Source organism: Sphingobacterium sp. MAE, from assembly GCF_056711605.1.
Genome location: NZ_CM160044.1, coordinates 542148 through 563334 on the forward strand (window position 1 = coordinate 542148; position 21187 = coordinate 563334).

Here is a 21187-nt window from a genome sequence, read left to right on the forward strand (position 1 = left end):
TCGTTATTGCGTGAAAAATAGTTTTTTCAATCTTTGCAGGCATTTATACTTTTGAGTTTTGGCATTATCTGTATTGGTATATCCAAACTTCTCGCAGATATCCTGCATCGAGTGGTTTTGAATATAAAAATCATGAAGGATGGTTTTGCAAGGTTCTCCTAAAAGGGACATCGCATGTTCCATTTGATCAAACTTTTTATCAAGCTCCTGATGTTGCTCGATATCATCGTTATCCGGTAGTGAATCTTCGTAACCCCGGATATCTACTGAACCAAAGCCTGCACGATTTAACTGCTTAAGCCAAAGTCTTCTGCAAATCGAATAAAGATAAGTTTTAAGCTTACTGCTTAATTCAAAATTACCTTTTGAAATCTTATCATAAAGCACGATAACGGCCTCTTGAAAGATATCTTTTGCCTCATCTTCGCTTCCGTTATTTTGAGCAATCATATGGGCAATAGACGGGTAGTACAAGTCATATATTGCATCAAGTGCAATACGACTACCCGATTGAATACCGGCTATGATTTGCTCATCATTCTCGAGCTTATTTGATTTACTGATCTTACTCACCTATTAATACCTTAATATAACTAATAGTAACCCAACGAGTTTAATATTTATGATGTTTCGTAGAAAAAACTATTCTACTTCAGGCCAAACCTACTCTTTTTTTTTGATAAGCGTAAATTTTTTAAACGAAAAAAAGAGCGTTTTGGTATGCGTGAAGATTACATTGGATAGCAAGCTCTTTTACTTTGATCCGTATATTCTAGCTTTTTTTTTGAAGTAACTGAAACAGTTTCATTTATATATGGAAATATTACGCAATCGAATGATTAATTGTCGCGACTTGTATTTCATTATATTGCTTATATTTTTGTATACAACCTCTATTTAATAATTCAATATGATCAAATCATTATCTATGCGGATAAGCTGTCTCATGGCAGTTTTATTGGCATCGACCTTCCAATCGAACGCGCAAATCGGAGATCCCGTCGCGGGCTTTCGTTACGGGGCCGAAACTGTTCCCACAGGAAAAGAATGGGAATCACCACAAGATCTAGCGCTCAATAAAGAGCAGCCACATGCTTATTTTTTCTCCTTTCAAGATGCGCATAGTGCACGTCAGGTATTACCCGAAAATAGCTCATATTGGCAATCCCTTAACGGTACTTGGAAATTTAATTGGGTAAAGACTCCAGAAGAAAGACCTAAAAATTTTTCTGATCCTAACACTGACGTTTCTTCTTGGGATAATGTCGGAGTTCCGATGAGTTGGAACATTGCCGGTATTCAAAAGGATGGTACACTCAAATACGGTGTGCCTATTTATGTGAATCAACCTGTCATATTTCAGCATCAGGTCAAAGTAGATGATTGGCGCGGCGGGGTGATGCGTACCCCTCCACAGCATTGGACAACTTATATATATCGCAATGAAGTTGGATCATACAGACGCTCATTTACCGTACCTACAAATTGGGATGGCCGTGATATCTATATCAATTTTGATGGTGTGGATTCATTTTTCTACCTCTGGATCAATGGTAAATATGTGGGCTTTTCAAAAAACTCACGCAATGTAGCTTCTTTCAATATCACGGATTACTTGAATAAAAAAGGAGAAAATATAGTTGCTGTTGAAGTATATCGTAATTCAGATGCTTCTTTTATAGAAGCACAGGATATGTTTCGCCTACCGGGAATATTTAGAACGGTGGCATTGACATCAAAACCGAAAGTTCAAATCCGTGATTTAGTTGCTATTCCTGATCTGGACGCCCATTATCAGGATGGAACGTTGACGATCAAGTCTGAAATTCTGAATAAAGACAAAAAGATTGCGAAAGGATTGAAAATAACCTATAGCTTGTATGCAAATGAGTTGTATAGCGACGTCAATAAGGCTGTTCAATCCAATCTGGTTTCGAGTAATGTTGTCGATGTCAATCCCAATAGCTCATCTCTTGTCCATGCTACTTTGCAGATTGCAAATCCAAACAAATGGTCAGCCGAGCGTCCATACCGTTACACTTTGGTGGCCGAATTGAAGGATAGTAAAAATAAAACACTAGAAACATCTTCAACATATGTTGGATTCCGTAAGGTAGAAATCAAAGATACAAAAGCGTCGGATGATGAGTTTGGTTTAGCTGGTCGCTATTTTTATGTAAACGGTAAGACTGTAAAACTTAAAGGTGTCAACCGCCATGAGTCTAATCCGGAGAAAGGAAAAGTCGTGACCCATGAACAGATGGAAAAAGAAATCATCTTGATGAAACAAGCGAATATTAATCATGTTCGTAATTCGCACTATCCAGATGATCCATATTGGTATTATCTCTGTGATAAGTATGGTATATACTTGGAAGATGAAGCTAATATTGAAAGCCATGAATACTATTATGGTGATGCTTCTCTATCACATCCCCCAGAATGGAAGAATGCTCACGTCGCGCGCAATCTGGAGATGGTCCACGCTAATGTAAATCATCCGTCCATTGTATTATGGTCATTAGGAAATGAGGCTGGTCCCGGAAAGAATTTTGTAGCGGCATATGATGCGATTAAAAAGTTTGATACTTCGCGTCCTGTTCAATATGAACGAAATAATAGCATTGTTGATATCGGTTCTAACCAATATCCTTCCATAGAATGGGTGCGTCAGGCTGTAAAGGGTCAATTCAAAATGAAATATCCATTCCACATTTCTGAATATGCCCATTCAATGGGAAATGCATCAGGTAATCTGATCGATTATTGGGAAGCTATAGAGTCCACTAATTTCTTTATGGGAGGAGCTACGTGGGATTGGATCGATCAAGCCATGTATTATTATGATAAGCAATCTGGGGAAAAATTCCTGGCTTATGGTGGTGATTTTGGAGATAAGCCAAATGATGGCACATTTGTCAATAACGGATTGGTTTTCGCTGATATGAAACCTAAGCCGCAATATTATGAAGTGAAGAAAGTCTATCAGAATGTAGGTGTACAAGCTCTTGATATAGCACAGGGTAAAATAGAAATCTTTAATAAGAACTATTTTACTTCTTTGGCTGATTATGATATCGTCTGGTCTTTATATGAAAATGGGGTAGAAGTACAAAAACCTGTCGCAGTAGCCATAGCTGGTGCAATCGCTGCACGTGAGAAAAGGGTGATTACCCTACCTTTTGATATTCAAAAATTCAACAAACAGTCTGAATACTTTGTTAAAGTACAGTTTTTATTAGCAAAAGATCAATTGTGGGCTGCTAAAGGATATGTACAAATGGAAGAGCAGTTGTTGGTAAAAACAGCAGCACAGAGATCATCTATTGCACAGGTTCAAACAAAAGCGCTATTGAAGATCGCTGACGAGCAAAACCTAAAAGTTGTTAAAGGCACTGATTTCGTTATCAAATTTGATACTGAAAATGGAAGTATATATAGTCTGACTTATGCCGGCAAACAAGTTATCCGTGATGGGGAGGGTCCTAAATTAGATGCCTATCGTGCACCTGTGGACAATGACAATTGGGCTTATCAACAGTGGTTTCAAAAAGGATTACATGATCTAAAACATAAAGCGTTATCCAATTCGATCTACACAAGAGCAGATGGAGCGATCGTCCTATCATTTATGGTAGAATCGCAAGCTCCTCATGCGTCGACTATCAAGGGTGGTACTTCAGGTACATATACAGTAGAAGAGCATAAAGATAGACCATTTGGTGCCCATGACTTTAAGTTCATAACCAATCAGGTTTGGACGGTCTATCAAGATGGTTCCCTCGAATTAGCGGCAAATGTTACTTCTAATGATGAAACACTTGCATTGGCGCGATTAGGATATAGTATGCAGTTGCCGGAGCAGTATAACAACTACACCTATTACGGCAGAGGTCCTATCAATAACTATGCAGATCGTAAAACTGCACAGAATATTGAACTGCACAAGAGCACTGTTAAAGATCAGTTTGTGCCATGGCCCAATCCACAAAGTATGAGCAATAATGAAGAGGTGCGCTGGACTGCTTTAACTGATGCAGCAGGAAGTGGTGTGGTCTTTATTGCTAAAGACCATATGTCAACTTCGGCATTACCTTGGAGTGAGATGGAATTAACGTTAGCGAGTCACCCCCATAAATTACCAAAAAGCTCGGGCACACATGTGCATATCGATGCTGCAGTTACGGGTTTAGGTGGAAATAGTTGTGGACAAGGACCTCCATTAGAGCAAGATCGTGTCAAAGCCAAATCGACATCATTTGGATTTATCATTCGCCCTATTTCCGATCAAGATTATAGTCAAAAATCTCAAGTCGCTCCAGCTGGCGATATGCCCATCTCAGTTTCGAGAAGTCGTAACGGTGATTTACATATTGCAAGTGAGCAGGCATCGGCAGCATTATACTACACAATTGGTAAAGGAAAACCACAGCTATACAAAGCTCCTGTCAACTTGCGTGAGGGCGGTATCGTAACTGCTTGGGCTCAGGGATATGAAAAATTGAAAGCTTCTTTTGAATTTCCTAAGATTGAAAGTATCCCGATGCAGGTGATTTTTGCTTCTAGTCAAGAAACAGGAGAGGGCGAAGCGTCTCATTTATTAGATGGAGATCCGAGTACCATATGGCACTCGATGTATTCCGTTACAGTTGCCCAATATCCTCATTGGGTAGATTTTGACGCAAATACCATTAAAACCATCAAAGCGTTTACCTATACGCCGCGTCAAGGTGGTGGTAATGGTGCCATCAAAGGATATAAATTGCAGGTGAGCACCGATGGTAAAAATTGGAGTGATCCTGTAGCGGAAGGAAATTTTGAGAATAATGGAAAACCGAAGACGATAACTTTAGCAAAGCCAGTTAAGGGACGTTTTATTCGTTTTACAGCCTTGAGTTCTCAAAATGGACAAGACTTTGCTGCGGCAGCAGAATTCGCTGTGAGCGCAGAATAATAGCTTGAGCTATAACAGTAGAGAAGCCTTGGTATATCGCGTATACCAGGGCTTCTCTTTTATAGACAAGTATAGATACGAAAGGATCGTGATTGCTTTGATCGAAATAGTAAGAATTTATCTGGATATGGGATCATGTTGGTATTCAGCTATTGAATAAACATAAGTGGAACTGGCGACATGTGATAGGTCTGACTACGATTGATTCGAAAATCAAAAAATAGGTCAGGCTGTTATCATAAGTTGAGGTGCTGGCTGTAGATCGGGTAGGGGGCCATCAGCTTGTGCGGACGTGTAACCTGGATATAAACAAAAAAGCCTTCAATTTGCATTGAAAGCTTTTTTTTCCAGCGGTCCGGACGGGACTCGAACCCGCGACCCCATGCGTGACAGGCATGTATTCTAACCAGCTGAACTACCGGACCGTTTTTACTATTTTTTGGCGGTCTGGACGGGACTCGAACCCGCGACCCCATGCGTGACAGGCATGTATTCTAACCAGCTGAACTACCAGACCGAAAAATGTAAAGATTTATTTAAAATTGGCGGTCCGGACGGGACTCGAACCCGCGACCCCATGCGTGACAGGCATGTATTCTAACCAGCTGAACTACCGGACCAAATTTTAAATGTTGTTAAAGAACTATTCGAGATTACTCTCTATTTTTAGCGGTCTGGACGGGACTCGAACCCGCGACCCCATGCGTGACAGGCATGTATTCTAACCAGCTGAACTACCAGACCGTTTACCTTCTCTCTTGAAGGTGTGCAAATATAGCGTTTATTTCTTTATTTGCTAATATTATTTTAAAAAAAAACTACTCTACGGCTCCGTCTTTCATCTTTTCGGCATTCTCAGCAAACTGTAATGCGTCGATAATTGGCTGAATATCACCGTCCAAAATAGCTGGCAAATTATATGTTGTCATACCAATACGATGCTCTGTAAATCTTCCTTGAGGGTAGTTATAAGTACGGATTTTTGCAGAACGATCACCTGTAGAGACCAAAGTTTTTCTTTTTGCAGCAATATCACCGTTCTTTTTGTTCAATTCGATCTCGTAAAGTTTAGTACGAAGCATTTCCATAGCCAACTCACGGTTTGCTAATTGTGAACGTTCTACCTGACAAACGACAACAATACCCGAAGGCTTATGAGTCAATTGTACTTTTGTTTCTACTTTATTTACGTTTTGTCCACCTGCACCACCAGAACGAGAAGTATGCATCTCGACATCACCTGGGTTAATGTCAACATCCACTTCTTCAGCCTCAGGAAGAACAGCAACAGATGCCGCTGAAGTGTGTACACGCCCTTGCGTTTCTGTATCAGGAACACGTTGTACACGGTGTACACCAGACTCATATTTCAACTGCCCGTAAGTATCTTCCCCAATAACTTTCAAGATCACCTCTTTGTAACCGCCTGAAGTTCCTTCAGTAACATCCATTACCTCAACTCTCCAGCCTTTTGTCTCAAAGAAACGGGTATACATACGGTACAAATCTCCAGCAAATAATGCGGCTTCATCACCACCTGTACCACCACGGATCTCGATAATCGCATTCTTATCATCCTCAGGATCCTTAGGAACAAGCATCATGCGGATTTCGTCTTCCTTCTCTTCTTTTGCACCTAATAATTCATCAAGCTCTTCTTTCGCCATATCGCGAAGCTCTTGATCTTTCTCATTGCTGATGATATCTTTGTTGGTTTCGATATTGCTCACCATATTTCGGTAAATATGGTATTGATCTACAATTTTGCCTAAATCTTTGTATTCTTTATTTAATTTGGCAAAACGCTTCATATCTTTGATGGTCTCTGGATTGCCTAATTCAGCCTCCACTTCTTCCCATCTTTCTTTTATCGCCTGTAATTTTTCTAACATAATTCACATTATTCAAACTCCGCGACATGCGCATGAGCTTTTAAGCTTACAAAAGTAAAGAAATTTTGTCGTTTTTATAATAGTTCTATTGCTTAATGTGAAGAAACTGCCTTCAAACCTACAATAGATGCGATAAGAGTGAAAATGAAGAATATGCGCCAGAAATCTGCAGGTTCTTTAAAGAAAAAAATACCGATCAAAACCGTACCTACGGCGCCAATTCCTGTCCATACCGCATAAGCGGTACCCAATGGCAAGGTTTGAGTTGCCTTGATCAATAAACCCATACTTAAAAATAAAGAAACGACAAATCCAAAGTACCACAGATACATGGCAGAGCCTTCACTTTGTTTCGCTTTTCCTAAGCAAGTCGTAAATCCAATTTCGAATAGTCCGCCCAATACTAATAATATCCAATTCATAACCTTATTTTTTTGCAAAGATGGCTACAATTCATGAAATTATTTTTTACCTATGTTAAAAAATTAGCGAATGCTGGCACGAATACGACTTAATGTAACTTGAGAAATCCCTAAATAGGAAGCGATATAACCTAATTTGATGCGGTTGATATAAGTCGGGTATTTGGATAGGAGATCCATATATCTACTTTGCGCAGTATTGAAAAGTTTGGACATCGCTCTCTGTTCGATTTTGATGAATTCATATTCGGCGATTTTTCTTCCCAGATTAGCGATTCGAATATTTTCTTCATACAACTTAAATAACGCTGTAGAATTTATTTTGAATAAAGTTGCATCTTCCACTATAGCGATATTCTCATAGCCGGGTTCATTCCTTGCGTAGGTGTTGATGGACATGAGCATGCATCCAGCATCATTAAAATCTAATGTTATCTCTCTATTGGGTACTTCATAGTACACACGGGCTAATCCAGATGAGAGGATGTAGATATCATGTTGTAGTTTGTCTTGTTCGATGATAATCGTATTGCGTGGGATATTTACCTCGGTGGTAATTGCTTCAATAGCAAGGATATCCTCTTCCTCCAGTGGATAATAATTCAATAAACAATCGCGTAAACTTTTTTTTAATCCGTCCATTTTTCAAGTAGGAGTTCGTGACCATTCCAGATCGCATATGTATGCTCATTCATCCATTCGCCCAGATTTACAATACGGCTTCCTTCAGAAAGTTTCCGGTCATAAGATAAATGACGGTGACCAAAGATATAAAAATCATGATGTTCTTTAGCTTCCAGTTCCTTCGCGTAACCAATCAACCATTCCTTATCTTCACCTAAAAATTGTTCATCTTCGTGATTAGCGAGTCGGCTGTGCTTTGACCAACGGGAAGCGATACCAATACCTAAATTGGGATGTAAACGGGCAAAAAGCCATTGACAGATGCTGCTGCGGAAAAATTTTTTTAAGATTTTATACTTATAGTCACCTGCTCCTAGACCGTCGCCATGATGAATATAGAATGATTTATGATCTCGTGTTATCAGGAGTTCGTCATCAATGATGGTCGCTTGTAGCTCTTCCTTAAAATAATCGAACATCCACATATCATGATTACCTTTAAAAATGGTCAATTTGACTCCTAGATCAACCAATTCGGCCAGTTTGCCAAGAAAACGTACATACCCTTTTGGAACGACGGTCTTGTATTCAAACCAAAAATCAAAAATATCGCCCACCAGATAAAGTTCTGATGCATCTGCTTTAATATGGTCGAGCCAGGATATGATCAGACGTTCTCTTTCTTTGGATTTACTTTGAGGATAAGAACCTAAATGAAAATCCGAAGCGAAATAGATATTTTTTGCTGTTGACATGTGGTCAAAACTACCTAAATCACTTCGGATTTCAAACTTAGATCTGTCTGTTTATTTACAATTGACGTGACAGGGTCTGTGAAAACACGTGCATTCGTTTTAGTTTTTTTACTCGATACCTCACAAGGCTATAGGTGCGATCCATCTATCCTGACTATGCAGACGTCGTTTGCTGTGGAAGTACCGAATTGTAACTCTTCTTTTTACGAGTTGTTTTTAAGTTTTTTAATCAAGGTAGCTAAATATGTTTTTGCTTCAGAATCGAGAGCAGCAATGGAACGGTCTAATTTTGAGGGTGCTAATCTTTTAATCGCATACAAGGAAGCACTGATGACGGCATAAGACTGTTCTTTTAACCCCTTCTCAATTATAGGTAGATTTTTTTGATCACCACTATTTCCTAAAGCAAATATTGCTGAGGCACGAACTTTTGTTTTAACATCTTGCTGAGCCATGGCTATAATTTTTGATTCCACCATTTTCTTGATGATAGGGTCAGATAAATCCAATCCTTGAATAGCAATTGCTCGAAGCTCCTCCTCTTGATCATCTAATGCAGCCACTAAAAGTTGAGTCGTTTCCTTGTTTTTATTGTACAGGGCATAACTAACAGCTTGATTGCGGTTAGAGTAGCTAGGTGCATATTTATATTGATAGCTATAATCAGTTTGTGTTTTATTGTCCCGAACTTCTCCTACTAAGATCTTTGCAGGGTCAAAATCTATAAAATTTGGTTTCTGAGCAAAGGGAAAGCTAAATTCCTGACTACGTTGATTAATCACTATAGCCTTGGTCTCTTTACCATTTGCGGTATAAAAATCAATATTTAAAGGTAAACTGAAGGTTTGTACCGTACTATCTTGTACCTGTTTAATTACTATTTTTTGCATTCCTTGTTCATAGGTATATTGAATATCAAGGATGGGGTGCCCACCTTGATAATACCACTGATTGAAATAGGGGCTCCAATCTTTTCCTGTGATTTCCTCCATAGCTAGCCTGAGCTGATGGGTTTCACCGGTTTTATGTGCATTGTCTGTCAGATATTTTTGTAACGATTGGTAAAAAGCAGCATCACCCATTTGATTTTTTAATGCATATAAAATTACAGAACCCTTGGAATAGGATACATTATCAAACATATCTTCTTTATCATGATAATAAAAACGCGCCAGTGTTTGACTTTTACCATTTTTAGTAGATCTTAAATAGCTTTGAAGTTTTTCAAAACGAGATTTATCTTCTTTATCCTGTCCGCCATCATGACCATGCCAGATGACTTCACCAAAGGTTGCAAAGGATTCATTCATCGTTAAATTGGACCAGGACTCAGCTGTCACAAGATCACCAAACCATTGATGAAAGAGTTCATGTGCAATGGTTCCTTCCTCATTATCATCCAATAGTTCGCGGGAAGTCTTTTGCACAGGTTCACCATGCAATGTTGCGGTTGTATTTTCCATCGCTCCAGATACATAGTCCCGAGCGACTACTTGTGCATATTTATTCCATGGGTATTCTACACCTAAAACTTGGCTGTAGTAGGCCATCATCGCTGGTGTTTTTCCAAATATTTCTTTAGCATATGGAGCATACGTTGGCTCCAAATAATAGTCTACAGGAATCGATTTGTAATGATCGTGCGTGATTTTAAAATCACCAACAGCCATCATAAACAAGTATGGAGCATGAGCTTGTGTCATTTTCCACGTATCTGTTCGTGTTCCATCCGCATGCTTCTGTTGGTTTGTTAATGCACCATTGGATAATGTGGTATATTGATCTTGGACAGTAATCGAAATATCCGATGTCGTTTTTTGAGCCGGCTTATCTATTGTAGGGAACCATGCGGATGAAGCTTCTGTTTCTCCTTGTGTCCATATCTGGATCGGTTTATTTGGATCTTTTCCATCTGGATTGATAAAGTAAAGACCTTTGGCATCACTAATGGCGGCACTTCCTTTTGCTTTTAGTTCATCCGGTTTAGCTACATATGATATGTAGATCGTGTATTGATCTGTGGATTGAAATGTTTTTCCCAGATTGATCAGCATCGACTCACCATCATAGTTATATTTTAAGGCTGTTTTTTGCTGATCATGTAGTAAAGAAACTTCTTTAATATCCATTCCTTTTGCATCCAAGCGGAGAGAGTCTGTGGGATAAAAGTGCGGTTTTAGTGTTACCCATTCTTGTCCATAGAGGTAACGCTTGGCATAGTCAAACTTTACATCCAGTTTGGTGTGAATCAGATCATTTATTTTTGTTTCTGTCACTCGGTACTGCTGGATGGGTAAAGCTGCATGAATTTGTGCATATGTTGTCGTGACTTGGATACTAGCCCATACGCTCAGCGTAAAAAATAATTTATGTATCATTCGGTATTTCGTTTTTGCTTCCGTAAAATCGGGTATTTTTTGCAATAAACGAATTTAGATTGTAAAAATCTTGAACAATCTAATTCTTTTTTAATCAGGCTAAACATCTGATAAATTTATTAAATTTGTTTATAACCTCATTTCAAAAAATATGAATAAAAAACTGAGTTTAATTTTAACAGTAATCGCTATGTCGTCCGCACATGTAGGAAATGCCCAAGAATTGAAATATCCAGAAACAAAGAAGGGTCAAGTAGTGGATCAGTATTTTGGAGAATCAGTTCCTGATCCCTACCGTTGGTTAGAAGATGATTTAGCGAGTGACACCAAATCTTGGGTTGTTGCACAGAATAAATTGACCTATGATTATTTAGCTCAGATTCCGTATCGTGATCAGTTGAAAAAACAATTGACAGATATCTGGAATTACGAAAAAGTGGGAACACCATTTGTAGAGGGGGATTATACCTATTTCTATAAAAATGATGGTTTACAGCAGCATGCTGTCTTATATAGAAAATCGAATAAAGGTGGACAAGAAGAAGTATTCTTAAATCCGAATACATTTTCTAAAGATGGGTCAACATCTTTATCAGATGTGAGCTTTTCAAAAGATGGAAGCTTGATGGCCTATTCGATCTCGGAAGGTGGTTCGGATTGGAGAAAAGTCATCATCTTGAATACCGCAGATAAAAAACAGATCGGGGAGACTTTGATCGATATTAAATTTTCAGGTATCGCTTGGAAAGGAAATACCGGTTTCTATTATTCTAGTTACGATAAACCGAAAGGCTCAGAATTATCTGAAAAAACAGATCAGCATAAGGTTTACTTCCATCAACTGGGAACGGCACAGTCTACTGACAAAATGATTTTTGGAGGTACTGCAGTTCCTCGCCGTTATATTGGCGCTTATCTCACGGACGACGAGAAATTTTTGATTATTTCTGCTGCCAATACGACTACAGGCAATGAGCTGTATGTACAGGACCTGTCTAAGCCAGGTAGTAAAATTGTGAATATTTTAAGTGGTTTTGCGAGCAGTACCAATATCATCGATAATGACGGTGACACCTTTTATGTACAGACAAATTTAAATGCACCTAACAATAAATTGGTGAAAATGAATATTCGTCAACCTGAATCTAAAAATTGGGTTGATGTGATTCCGGAGACGGAGCATGTATTGAATGTGTCGACCGGAGGTGGATATTTATTTGCCAATTACCTGAAAGATGCCATTTCTGTTATTGAACAATATGACTATACAGGTAAAAAGATTCGTGAGATTCAATTACCTGGTGTTGGTAGTGCCGGAGGATTTTCAGGTAAGAAAAAAGAGAAAACGATTTATTACGGTTTTTCTAACTATATCACCCCAACTACAAGCTTCAAATTTAATGTCGACAATGGGCAATCTGAGGTTTACATTAAGCCAAAAGTAAAGTTTAATTCAGATGAATTTGAATCGAAACAAGTGTTCTATACGTCAAAAGATGGCACGAAGATACCGATGATCATCACTTATAAAAAAGGTCTGAAACTGGATGGTAAAAATCCAACTATCGTCTATGGTTACGGCGGGTTTAATATCAGTTTGAGTCCTGCGTTTAGTGTGTCTACAGCCAACTGGATTCAAAATGGTGGTGTCTATGCTGTTGCTAATTTACGTGGTGGTGGTGAATATGGACAAAAATGGCATGATGGTGGCCGCCAGTTCAACAAGTTAAATGTATTCAATGATTTCATTGCAGCAGCTCAATATCTGCAAAGTAATGGTTATACATCACCAGATTATACCGCTTTATCTGGCGGATCAAATGGCGGATTGCTTGTCGGTGCTACGATAACACTCAATCCTACGATTGCAAAAGTAGCCTTACCGGCAGTAGGGGTATTGGATATGCTTCGTTACCATACTTTTACTGCAGGTGCAGGATGGGGATATGATTACGGGACTGCTCAGGATAGTAAAGAGATGTTTGATTACTTAAAAGGTTATTCGCCTGTCCACAATGTGAGAGATGGGGTTTGTTATCCTGCTACAATGGTTACTACGGGAGACCATGATGACCGTGTAGTACCTGCTCATTCTTATAAATTTGTCTCCGAACTACAGGCAAAACAAAAATGTGACCGTCCTGTGTTGATCCGGATTGAAACCAAGGCTGGACATGGTGCAGGACGCTCCACAGAGGTGGTGATTAATGAAACTGCCGATAAATATGCATTTACCCTGTGGAATATGGGTATCAAAACACTGAAATAAATATCATATCAAAGTAAATCCACTCCCAACAAGAGTGGATTTTTTATGAAAAGCTTTATTTTTACTTAAAATAGAAGAGCATGAGTACAAAAGCATATGCAGCCTTTTCAGAGGCTGAAGATTTAAAACCACATCAAATCCAACGTCGCGATCTGCAGGATAAAGATGTTTTTATTGATATTGAATATTGTGGTGTTTGCCATAGTGATATTCACACAGCAAGGGCAGAATGGGGACAACCACATTACCCAGTGGTTCCAGGACACGAGATCATAGGTCGTGTATTGGAGGTTGGTCCAAAGGTAACCAAGTATAAGGTCGGCGATCTTGTTGGTGTTGGCTGTATGGTCGAGTCTTGTAAGCATTGTCATCCATGTGATGAAGGATTGGAGCAATACTGCGAAAGTGGTATGATCGGTACCTATAATAGCTCTAAATCCAAATATGGTGGTATTACTTATGGTGGATATTCGGAGAACATTGTGGTGGAAGAAGATTTCGTCTTGCGTATTCCGACAAATATTGATGTACAAGCAGCTGCACCTCTCTTATGTGCAGGTATAACAACATGGTCACCTTTACGCCATTGGAATGTGAAAAAAGGAGATAAAGTTGGGGTTATTGGTCTTGGAGGATTGGGACACATGGGTGTTAAATTTGCTAAAGCGATAGGAGCTCATGTTGTGATGATCACGACATCACCTGAAAAAGGAGAAGATGCAAAAAAACTAGGCGCTGATGAGGTTTTGATTTCTAAAGATGCAGAACAGCTAAAAGCACATACCAATAGCTTTGACTTCTTATTAAATACCATTCCGGTTGGACATGATGTCAATCCTTATTTGAATTTATTGAAATTGGATAAAACGATGTGTATTGTCGGAGCGGTTGAACCTCTTCCTGCTGTACATGGTGGTTTATTGATCGGCAAGCGTAGAAACTTAGCGGGATCATTGATCGGTGGTATTCAAGAGACACAAGAGATGTTAGACTTCTGCGGTGAACACGGAATTGTTTCGGATGTAGAAGTGATTAATATCCAAGATATCAATACAGCATACGAACGTATGATCAAGTCTGATGTGAAATATCGATTCGTAATCGATATGAAATCTTTAAAAAATAGTTAGCCCTTATCGGCTAATCATAAAAAAGGGTTGAAAACGCATCGTTTTCAACCCTTTTTTATGATTATTGACCATGCTCTACTATTATAATTCCCAAGTAGGAAGATCACTCTTCATTTTCGATAGCGTATCCGAGTAATTCTCTTGTTCGTCATCATTAGCAAGTGATAATGCTTGTTCTTGCCACTTGATCGCATTCGTTTTATCGCCTTTTTTATATAATAAATTGGCATAAGTATCTAAATAGGCACTTCTGGCATCTTGCTCAACAGCTTTTTTACTCCATTTTAGAGCTGCATCCAGACATGCTGCATCATTACTATTTTCAAATACCTCCCAAGCAAAGCTGTTTAATTGATTAGAGCTTAAATCTTCAGATGTCAAGTAGCTGTCGATGATATCTCTTAGCGATGTCCAATTGCGGGACTGTACATAATACTGCGCTTTCATCAGTTTGAAAATAGGTTCAAAATTGATGTTGCTATATTTTTCATTGATCTCGCTTTTTAAGGCTTCCCAATTAGGCTCGTTGTTAAAATCGATTTTAGTTCCTAAAACTTCATTGATCGCAACCGAGGCAACAACACGGTTTGCTTCACCATATTTGCCTAATAGCGAATCTATTTTTTCAGGGTTATTTCGGAGTAATTCAAAAGCTTTAGATTGTGTTGTACGTGTATTAGCGATTAAATAAGATGCACACTCTTTAGTTAGATCTTGGGATTTTGTTTGCGAAATGATCACATCCTCTGCTTTTATGGCAGTGCTTTCATCGTAAGCTGTATTTGCAGCTTTAATCATGCGATGTGCTAAAGATAGATCCGTTGGATTATTTTCAAAATCTTTTAATAAGGCATAATATTGTGTTTCTGGATGTAGAGCGTCTTTAGTACGTTCAATAAATTCATCAGCTTCTCCGCCACCGACCATACGGTGGACAAGTTCTCCCTGTGGATTGAAAATCAGAAAAGTGGGATACGCCGCTATTTTATAATCTTTAGCAAAGCGCTCAGCTTCTTCATACCAGCTTTTGACCTCTTCGTTGTCCGTATCTGTTTTATCCATTTGAATTTTAGTGCTGACGAATTTTGTATTGAAAAAATCGCCAACTTTTTTTTGAGGGAATACAGTCGATGACATGTACTTGCAAGGTCCACACCAAGTGGTAAATATATCAACGAAAATATACTTATTCTCTTTCTTTGCCTTTTCTTTAATTTGGTTCCAATTCAGTCCCCGCTCGAATGTTATCCCTTTCTCTTGCCCGATCGCGATGAAAGGTAAAATTAGGAGGAATAATAATATCTTTTTCATAACCAATTCGTAGATAGTGTCATTAATTAATTTGTAATTCAACTAAAGTTATGTAATAAAATTGTAAAAAAAATGGGTTACAGAAATTTATTTCTGTAACCCATTTTTATAATCCTTGTTTATGTAGGATTAGATCTTCATTTTAGACTTTAAATCTTTTTGAATACCGTCTTTATGAACCAAAAGTGATGTTGTTTTGTAACGAACAAATTCTTTTGTTACATATAAATAACCTTTGTAGTCATTTGTAACACCCCAAGAGTTTTTAACGATGTAGTATTCTTTACCTGTTTGATCTTTAGCCAATCCAACGATGTGCATACCATGATCATCTGTTGTTTGGTAGTTGTCAAAAGCTTTTTGTCTTTCTTCTGCTGTAATTTTTGCTTCAGGTTTAGGACCAACAAACATTTCTTGTTGTTCCTGTGGTGTCATTTGCTCGAATGGTTTTGCAGGTACGTATGCTACTCCATTTTTCCAGCTGAAGCTTTTCTCAGAAACATCCGTTGCCCAAGCTACTGTATATCCATTATTCAAGGCATTGTCAATGATATCAGTCAAATCATTGATCTGAACATTGTAAAAACTATCAAAAGACCAGTTATCTGGAATCAATAATACAAATTTGCTGTAGTAAGGTTGATCAGTAACAGATGCAATACCCACATATTCATCAGGTTTAATTCCAATCACTTGATCAGCGAATGTACGAGGGGTGTAGCTTTTACCTTTGTATTGGAAGCTTTTAGGTACCTCACCTAAATATGAATCCATTGCAGCAGTATATGCTTTTTCCCAGTTTGGCGTTAATGTTTTGCTCTTTACAAAAGTAGCTAACATCGCATCCAACATGTTGGTCATCTCGCCAAAATTATTTTTATCAGATCCATAGTGTAAACCTGTGTACTCCGTTTGTGGCAAAGCACCGTAGTGGCGGAATGCATTTAAAACATCATGAAATTGACCACCTTCACCTAAAGACAATCCACCGTGTAAGCGAACGTAATTTTTGGCTTTGCCTAAGTAGGTATTACGAGCAGAGAAAATTTGTGAAATCTCAACGGGTTCTTTTCCCATTCTGATCATTTCTGACTCTAAAAATGAGTTACCAGAGTAAGACCAACATGTACCAGAAGAACCTTGATTTTTAACAGAAGTATTTTTTAAATTAATGACCTCAGTAAAAGTAAATCCAGCTTTACTGTTATCATTTTGATTTGTTTTTAGGGCATTAATTAAATTGTCCTGAGCCTGTACTACTTGTAAAGAAGCTGCAAATAAGGATGCCGCTAATACGAGTGATTTATTCCAATTCATTTTTAAAAAGTTAATGATTTTATAATGCTAAATTAAAAATAAATTCAGTTATCAGTGTGCCAATCGTTGAAAATGATTGTAATAAAATTGTGTTGAACGAACAACGGGGCTTTTAAAGCCCCGTTGTTTTTTAGTTTTCTATTTTGAGATCCTGTTTCTTCGGAAACATTAAGGATGCAACGACGCTAATCACTAGAATGCTGACGATGATAATCAACGAATGGGACGTTGAAAATCCGATTTGTACCAGCCAGTGGTGAAGCAACATTTTTAAACCGATAAATATTAATAAAAATGCTAATCCCACCTTTAAGTAATGGAACTTGTGGATGATATTGACCAATAAGAAGAACATGGAGCGTAAACCTAATACCGCAAAGATATTAGAGAAAAACACGACATAAGCATCTTTTGTCACAGAGAAGATGGCAGGAATTGAATCTACCGCGAAGATTAAATCTGTAAATTCGATCACCAGTAAAACCAAGAATAAAGGAGTCATGTATTTGACGCCGTTTTCAACATGGAAGAAGTGTCCTCCGTCAAGTTTTGGTGTTACTTTAAAATATTTAGAGGCAAATTTTACGACAGGGTGATTTTGCGGATCTACTTCATCTTCTTGATTTCTATTTAAGAACATTTTAACACCCGTTATCAATAAAAATCCACCGAATATATAAAGAATCCATCCAAATTTTGTAATCAAGGCAGCTCCAAGGAAAATGAAGATAAAGCGCATGAGCACAGCTCCAATAACTCCCCATACCAATACTTTATGGTAGTAACGCTCTGGAATACCGAAAGAAGAAAATAAGAGTACCATCACGAAGATATTATCAACAGATAGGGCATATTCGACCACATAGCCTGTGATAAATTCTAAGGCAAGGTTATTATTATATAATGCGATGCTCCCCTCTAGATCGCCAGGAATGATTTTAACATCATGCAGATGGGCTTTGATGACTTGTTGTAGGTGATCTAGATCATGGATATTGTGCAATTCGTGGCCATAGTGCCGTAATACCCAGTAAAAGCCTAACGCTAAAAGTACCCATATGATACTCATGATGGCAGCACTTTTTAGGGATACAGTTTTGTCTCCTTTTGAAAACACACCTAAATCGATAGCTAACATTAAAATAATGAAGATTAAAAATCCTCCAAAAAACATGATCTCGTGACTCATTTTCTATTTTTTTCTTTCAGTTGTAAATTTGACAAGCTCTAGCAATCCTGTTTTTATATTCATTATCAGGAAATTCATCTAATATTTTAAAAGCATCTTTTTGGTAAGCTAACATTTTTTCAGTTGCATACTCCAACCCGCCACTTTGTCTAACGAATGCAATGACTTCTGCTACTTTTTTGTTGTCTTCACTATGGTTTTTAACCAAATTGATGATTCTTCTTTTCTCCGACTTATCGGATTGGCTTAAGGCATATATCAAAGGCAAGGTCATTTTCTTTTCTTTGATATCATTACCAAGTGGTTTGCCGACATCATCTATTCCAAAATCAAACAAATCATCTTTTATCTGAAAGGCGATGCCGATTTTTTCACCAAAAGCATGCAGTTTTTTCACTGTTAGCTCGTTGGCACCGGATGAAGAGGCGCCACATGCACAGCAAGAGGCAATCAATGAGGCGGTCTTTTTACGGATCACTTCAAAATAAATCGACTCTTCAATGTCTAGTTTGCGCGCTTTTTCAATCTGTAATAACTCGCCTTCACTCATTTGTTCCACAGCTTCAGAAACAATTTTCAGTAAATCATATTCCTGGTGTTTCACTGAAAGCAGCAATCCTTTGGAAAGTAAAAAATCACCAACCAAAACAGAGACTTTATTTTTCCAAAGTGCGTTTACCGAAAAGAAGCCCCTACGCTCATTGGCATTGTCCACGACATCATCGTGTACCAAAGAGGCTGTATGTAGCAATTCGACTAACGAAGCACCACGATAGGTTGAGTCTTTTATACCATTACATAGACCCGCCGAAAAGAAAACAAACATGGGACGCATCTGTTTTCCTTTGGTTTTAACAATATATCCTGTGATACGATCTAACAGAGGAATGGAACTTTTCATTGAAGCTTTAAATTCAGTTTCAAAAGTTGCCAATTCCTTGAGGATGGGACGTTGTATTTCTTTTAATTTCAGCATGAAAGATGGTTAAAAACCACTATTATCTCCTTAAATGTCTATAAATATAAGCAATAGATTATAATGAATCTACGGCATTCTCTAATTTTTGGTACCATTCGTCACCATACTCTCGGATCAATGGATCTTTAAGGAACTTGTACACAGGGACCTGTAGCTCTTTGCCAAATGTACAAGCATCTTTGCAAATATGCCATCGGTCATAGTGAAGCACATCAAATTCTGGGTAGTTTGTCGTACGGATAGGGTAGAGGTGACATGAAATTGGTTTTTTCCAATTGATATCTCCTAGCTCATAGGCTTTTTCGATCGCACATTTTGTGATTCCGTTTTCCCAGGTTACATACGCACACTCTTTATTGCCATCTACACAGGGCGTCGTTAGATCACCGTCCATATCGACTACATGTGTCCCTTGCTCTTCTATTGCTTCTATGCCTTTAGCTGTCATGTAAGGTTTTACTTTTGGATAGATCTCCTCTAGTATAGCCAGCTCATTTTGTTTCAATGGAGCGCCGGAATCCCCTTCTATACAGCAAATGCCTTTGCATTTGGAAAGATTGCATACGAAATCATTGTTAATCAAATCTTCGTGCACTAATACATTTCCTACTTCTATCATGATATTATTTATTTTGAATAACTCGCCCTTTGGCCAAGTTTATGTTTCAAGCCATCGGCTTGTATAAGTTCTAATGTTACAGAACCGATCAAAATGTCTACATTAGCTTTCACCGGAATACGGTTGCCATCATTGGTTACCCAAAGATAGAGCTTACTGTTTTTCTTGAAAATTCTGCCTGGCTTTATCTCCGGACTGAATTTAAGACATTCTAAAGATCCTAAATCTGTTTTTATGGTTTCTACACCAATATAAGTAATCCCTAACGTCGCAATCTCGTCATTTAGGAAATAGGTTAATTTAAACGACTCTCCAGGTTTGACTGATGAAAGATCTAAGTTTCTTGCAAAATAGTACGCTGATAATAAATCAAAAGTTTGTGAAACTGTACTTTTAAAATTGCCCTTATTTCCGCTTACTGATCTGCTTTTTTGATCAAATGTTACCTTATCATTACGCCTGTATCCACCTTCTCTGATATTTTCGGTATAGTAATAAGGAAGGTAAGATTTCCCATCAATATATGAATTGTATTCGTTTTTTACAGTATAGAGAGCAAAAGCCCCTGCAGTTTTTCCCGTCGCATACAATCTGAATGCAGAGGCACCGTTTCCATTTTTAGTGTCGGTGACCGTTAATAAACCTGTGGCTGCAGATAAAAATCCGTATTTCAACTTATATTGCAATTTTTCACCGCCTTTAAATGCAGATTCTTTTAAATGAGGGAGTTCTTGAGCAAATATCTGACCGCAGAAACTGAGTATTAATAGTGTTAACGAGACTAGCTTTTTCATATACGTAAGAATACAAAAATATTTTGAAATTACGAATACCGCTATTTACGTTTAAACACGGGAACGGTAGAACATGGTTCCCCATACATGATACTTTTAGCTACTTTGGCCAAGCTCGTCGAGAATTGTACAAAGGCAGATTCAGGAATTTTGATATCGCCGCAACCTTTCACGACCACCCGCTGGTCTGTATATGCTGCCATATCGATTTCAGCAATAGCTTTGGCATAGAGAATGCGTTCTAGCTCTGCAAGATCTCCAAATACAACAGTTGCTGCAAATGGCTCTAATTTGGTTGCCAATAGCATATAGGCCCAAGTTTGAACGATCGCATCAGAAGAACATGTAATCGCCACATGTTTGCCTGTATAGGCTGACCAGTCATGGTTTTTAATAAAGTCTCTAAAGTCCTTCTCTTTTAAGATCAAGCCATGAAAAAGATTATCCTTGATATCGTACTCCACAAGTTCACCTGTCGGTTTGAATTTAGCCAGATCTACAGTGATGATACCACTTTGAGCAACTTTATTTACAATGTCAGTTTGAATATCCAT

Annotated in this window: 15 protein-coding genes, 4 tRNA genes and 1 pseudogene; 3 read left to right on the forward strand and 17 right to left on the reverse strand. The window is 38.2% G+C overall.

Annotation, left to right across the window (positions count from 1 at the left end):
- Positions 1–3: 3 nt before the first annotated feature.
- Complete coding sequence (locus AC06G9_RS02340) at positions 4–573, reverse strand: RNA polymerase sigma factor (RefSeq protein ID WP_045756072.1); 570 nt, start codon at positions 571–573, stop codon at positions 4–6.
- Positions 574–910: 337 nt separating this feature from the next.
- Between AC06G9_RS02340 and AC06G9_RS02345 the strand changes: the two genes are divergently transcribed.
- The gene (locus AC06G9_RS02345) at positions 911–4954 is read left to right on the forward strand and encodes a glycoside hydrolase family 2 TIM barrel-domain containing protein (RefSeq protein WP_480957461.1); all 4044 of its coding nucleotides are present in this window, start codon (positions 911–913) and stop codon (positions 4952–4954) included.
- A gap of 351 nt (positions 4955–5305) precedes the next feature.
- Here the strand turns inward: AC06G9_RS02345 and AC06G9_RS02350 are convergent.
- From AC06G9_RS02350 to AC06G9_RS02390, 9 genes are all read right to left on the reverse strand, one after another.
- Positions 5306–5379 (reverse strand) — tRNA-Asp (locus tag AC06G9_RS02350).
- A 15-nt stretch (positions 5380–5394) separates the two neighbouring features.
- A tRNA-Asp gene (locus AC06G9_RS02355) sits at positions 5395–5471 on the reverse strand.
- 26 nt (positions 5472–5497) lie between these two features.
- A tRNA-Asp gene (locus AC06G9_RS02360) sits at positions 5498–5574 on the reverse strand.
- Positions 5575–5624: 50 nt separating this feature from the next.
- Positions 5625–5698, reverse strand: a tRNA-Asp gene (locus tag AC06G9_RS02365).
- A 74-nt stretch (positions 5699–5772) separates the two neighbouring features.
- On the reverse strand, positions 5773–6846 hold the full coding sequence (prfA, locus tag AC06G9_RS02370) for a peptide chain release factor 1 (RefSeq protein WP_045755768.1): 1074 nt from the start codon (positions 6844–6846) through the stop codon (positions 5773–5775).
- Between the two features lie 92 nt (positions 6847–6938).
- The gene (locus AC06G9_RS02375) at positions 6939–7268 is read right to left on the reverse strand and encodes a DMT family transporter (protein ID WP_045755767.1); all 330 of its coding nucleotides are present in this window, start codon (positions 7266–7268) and stop codon (positions 6939–6941) included.
- A gap of 63 nt (positions 7269–7331) precedes the next feature.
- Positions 7332–7910, reverse strand: a complete 579-nt coding sequence (locus AC06G9_RS02380) for a Crp/Fnr family transcriptional regulator (protein WP_045755766.1) — start codon at positions 7908–7910, stop codon at positions 7332–7334.
- On the reverse strand, positions 7898–8647 hold the full coding sequence (locus AC06G9_RS02385) for a UDP-2,3-diacylglucosamine diphosphatase (RefSeq protein WP_293926080.1): 750 nt from the start codon (positions 8645–8647) through the stop codon (positions 7898–7900). Before AC06G9_RS02385 ends, AC06G9_RS02380 begins: the two co-directional genes overlap by 13 nt.
- Before the next feature lie 203 nt (positions 8648–8850).
- Positions 8851–11025 carry a M1 family aminopeptidase gene (locus AC06G9_RS02390; RefSeq protein WP_480957462.1) on the reverse strand — a complete coding sequence of 725 codons (2175 nt, stop codon included), beginning with the start codon at positions 11023–11025 and terminating at the stop codon, positions 8851–8853.
- A 151-nt stretch (positions 11026–11176) separates the two neighbouring features.
- Here AC06G9_RS02390 and AC06G9_RS02395 point away from each other — a divergent pair, with 151 nt between their 5' ends.
- Positions 11177–13294: a prolyl oligopeptidase family serine peptidase gene (locus tag AC06G9_RS02395; protein WP_346574277.1), complete on the forward strand. Its 2118-nt coding sequence runs from the start codon at positions 11177–11179 to the stop codon at positions 13292–13294.
- Between the two features lie 80 nt (positions 13295–13374).
- Positions 13375–14424: an NAD(P)-dependent alcohol dehydrogenase gene (locus tag AC06G9_RS02400; protein ID WP_045755763.1), complete on the forward strand. Its 1050-nt coding sequence runs from the start codon at positions 13375–13377 to the stop codon at positions 14422–14424.
- Positions 14425–14505: 81 nt separating this feature from the next.
- On the opposite strand, the gene AC06G9_RS02405 is transcribed toward AC06G9_RS02400, so the two are convergent.
- From AC06G9_RS02405 to AC06G9_RS02435, 7 genes and pseudogenes are all read right to left on the reverse strand, one after another.
- Positions 14506–15735 carry a thioredoxin family protein gene (locus AC06G9_RS02405; protein ID WP_045755762.1) on the reverse strand — a complete coding sequence of 410 codons (1230 nt, stop codon included), beginning with the start codon at positions 15733–15735 and terminating at the stop codon, positions 14506–14508.
- 129 nt (positions 15736–15864) lie between these two features.
- Positions 15865–17052: a C1 family peptidase gene (locus AC06G9_RS02410; RefSeq protein ID WP_045755761.1), complete on the reverse strand. Its 1188-nt coding sequence runs from the start codon at positions 17050–17052 to the stop codon at positions 15865–15867.
- A gap of 130 nt (positions 17053–17182) precedes the next feature.
- Complete coding sequence (locus tag AC06G9_RS02415) at positions 17183–18241, reverse strand: TerC/Alx family metal homeostasis membrane protein (RefSeq protein WP_045755760.1); 1059 nt, start codon at positions 18239–18241, stop codon at positions 17183–17185.
- A gap of 3 nt (positions 18242–18244) precedes the next feature.
- Positions 18245–19217, reverse strand: a pseudogene (locus tag AC06G9_RS02420) (polyprenyl synthetase family protein).
- Between the two features lie 58 nt (positions 19218–19275).
- Complete coding sequence (locus tag AC06G9_RS02425) at positions 19276–19839, reverse strand: DUF3109 family protein (RefSeq protein WP_045755782.1); 564 nt, start codon at positions 19837–19839, stop codon at positions 19276–19278.
- A gap of 8 nt (positions 19840–19847) precedes the next feature.
- Positions 19848–20633: a DUF3108 domain-containing protein gene (locus tag AC06G9_RS02430; protein WP_045755781.1), complete on the reverse strand. Its 786-nt coding sequence runs from the start codon at positions 20631–20633 to the stop codon at positions 19848–19850.
- A gap of 41 nt (positions 20634–20674) precedes the next feature.
- On the reverse strand, positions 20675–21187 hold the full coding sequence (locus AC06G9_RS02435) for a DUF2480 family protein (RefSeq protein ID WP_045755780.1): 513 nt from the start codon (positions 21185–21187) through the stop codon (positions 20675–20677).

Coding starts and splice junctions, on each gene's coding strand:
- AC06G9_RS02410 (WP_045755761.1), bottom strand. CDS start 17,052: ATGAATTGGAATAAATCACTCGTATTAGCGGCATCCTTATTTGCAGCT.
- AC06G9_RS02345 (WP_480957461.1), top strand. CDS start 911: ATGATCAAATCATTATCTATGCGGATAAGCTGTCTCATGGCAGTTTTA.
- AC06G9_RS02425 (WP_045755782.1), bottom strand. CDS start 19,839: ATGATAGAAGTAGGAAATGTATTAGTGCACGAAGATTTGATTAACAAT.
- AC06G9_RS02430 (WP_045755781.1), bottom strand. CDS start 20,633: ATGAAAAAGCTAGTCTCGTTAACACTATTAATACTCAGTTTCTGCGGT.
- AC06G9_RS02415 (WP_045755760.1), bottom strand. CDS start 18,241: ATGAGTCACGAGATCATGTTTTTTGGAGGATTTTTAATCTTCATTATT.
- AC06G9_RS02380 (WP_045755766.1), bottom strand. CDS start 7,910: ATGGACGGATTAAAAAAAAGTTTACGCGATTGTTTATTGAATTATTAT.
- prfA (WP_045755768.1), bottom strand. CDS start 6,846: ATGTTAGAAAAATTACAGGCGATAAAAGAAAGATGGGAAGAAGTGGAG.
- AC06G9_RS02385 (WP_293926080.1), bottom strand. CDS start 8,647: ATGTCAACAGCAAAAAATATCTATTTCGCTTCGGATTTTCATTTAGGT.
- AC06G9_RS02400 (WP_045755763.1), top strand. CDS start 13,375: ATGAGTACAAAAGCATATGCAGCCTTTTCAGAGGCTGAAGATTTAAAA.
- AC06G9_RS02390 (WP_480957462.1), bottom strand. CDS start 11,025: ATGATACATAAATTATTTTTTACGCTGAGCGTATGGGCTAGTATCCAA.
- AC06G9_RS02435 (WP_045755780.1), bottom strand. CDS start 21,187: ATGGATATTCAAACTGACATTGTAAATAAAGTTGCTCAAAGTGGTATC.
- AC06G9_RS02405 (WP_045755762.1), bottom strand. CDS start 15,735: ATGAAAAAGATATTATTATTCCTCCTAATTTTACCTTTCATCGCGATC.
- AC06G9_RS02395 (WP_346574277.1), top strand. CDS start 11,177: ATGAATAAAAAACTGAGTTTAATTTTAACAGTAATCGCTATGTCGTCC.
- AC06G9_RS02375 (WP_045755767.1), bottom strand. CDS start 7,268: ATGAATTGGATATTATTAGTATTGGGCGGACTATTCGAAATTGGATTT.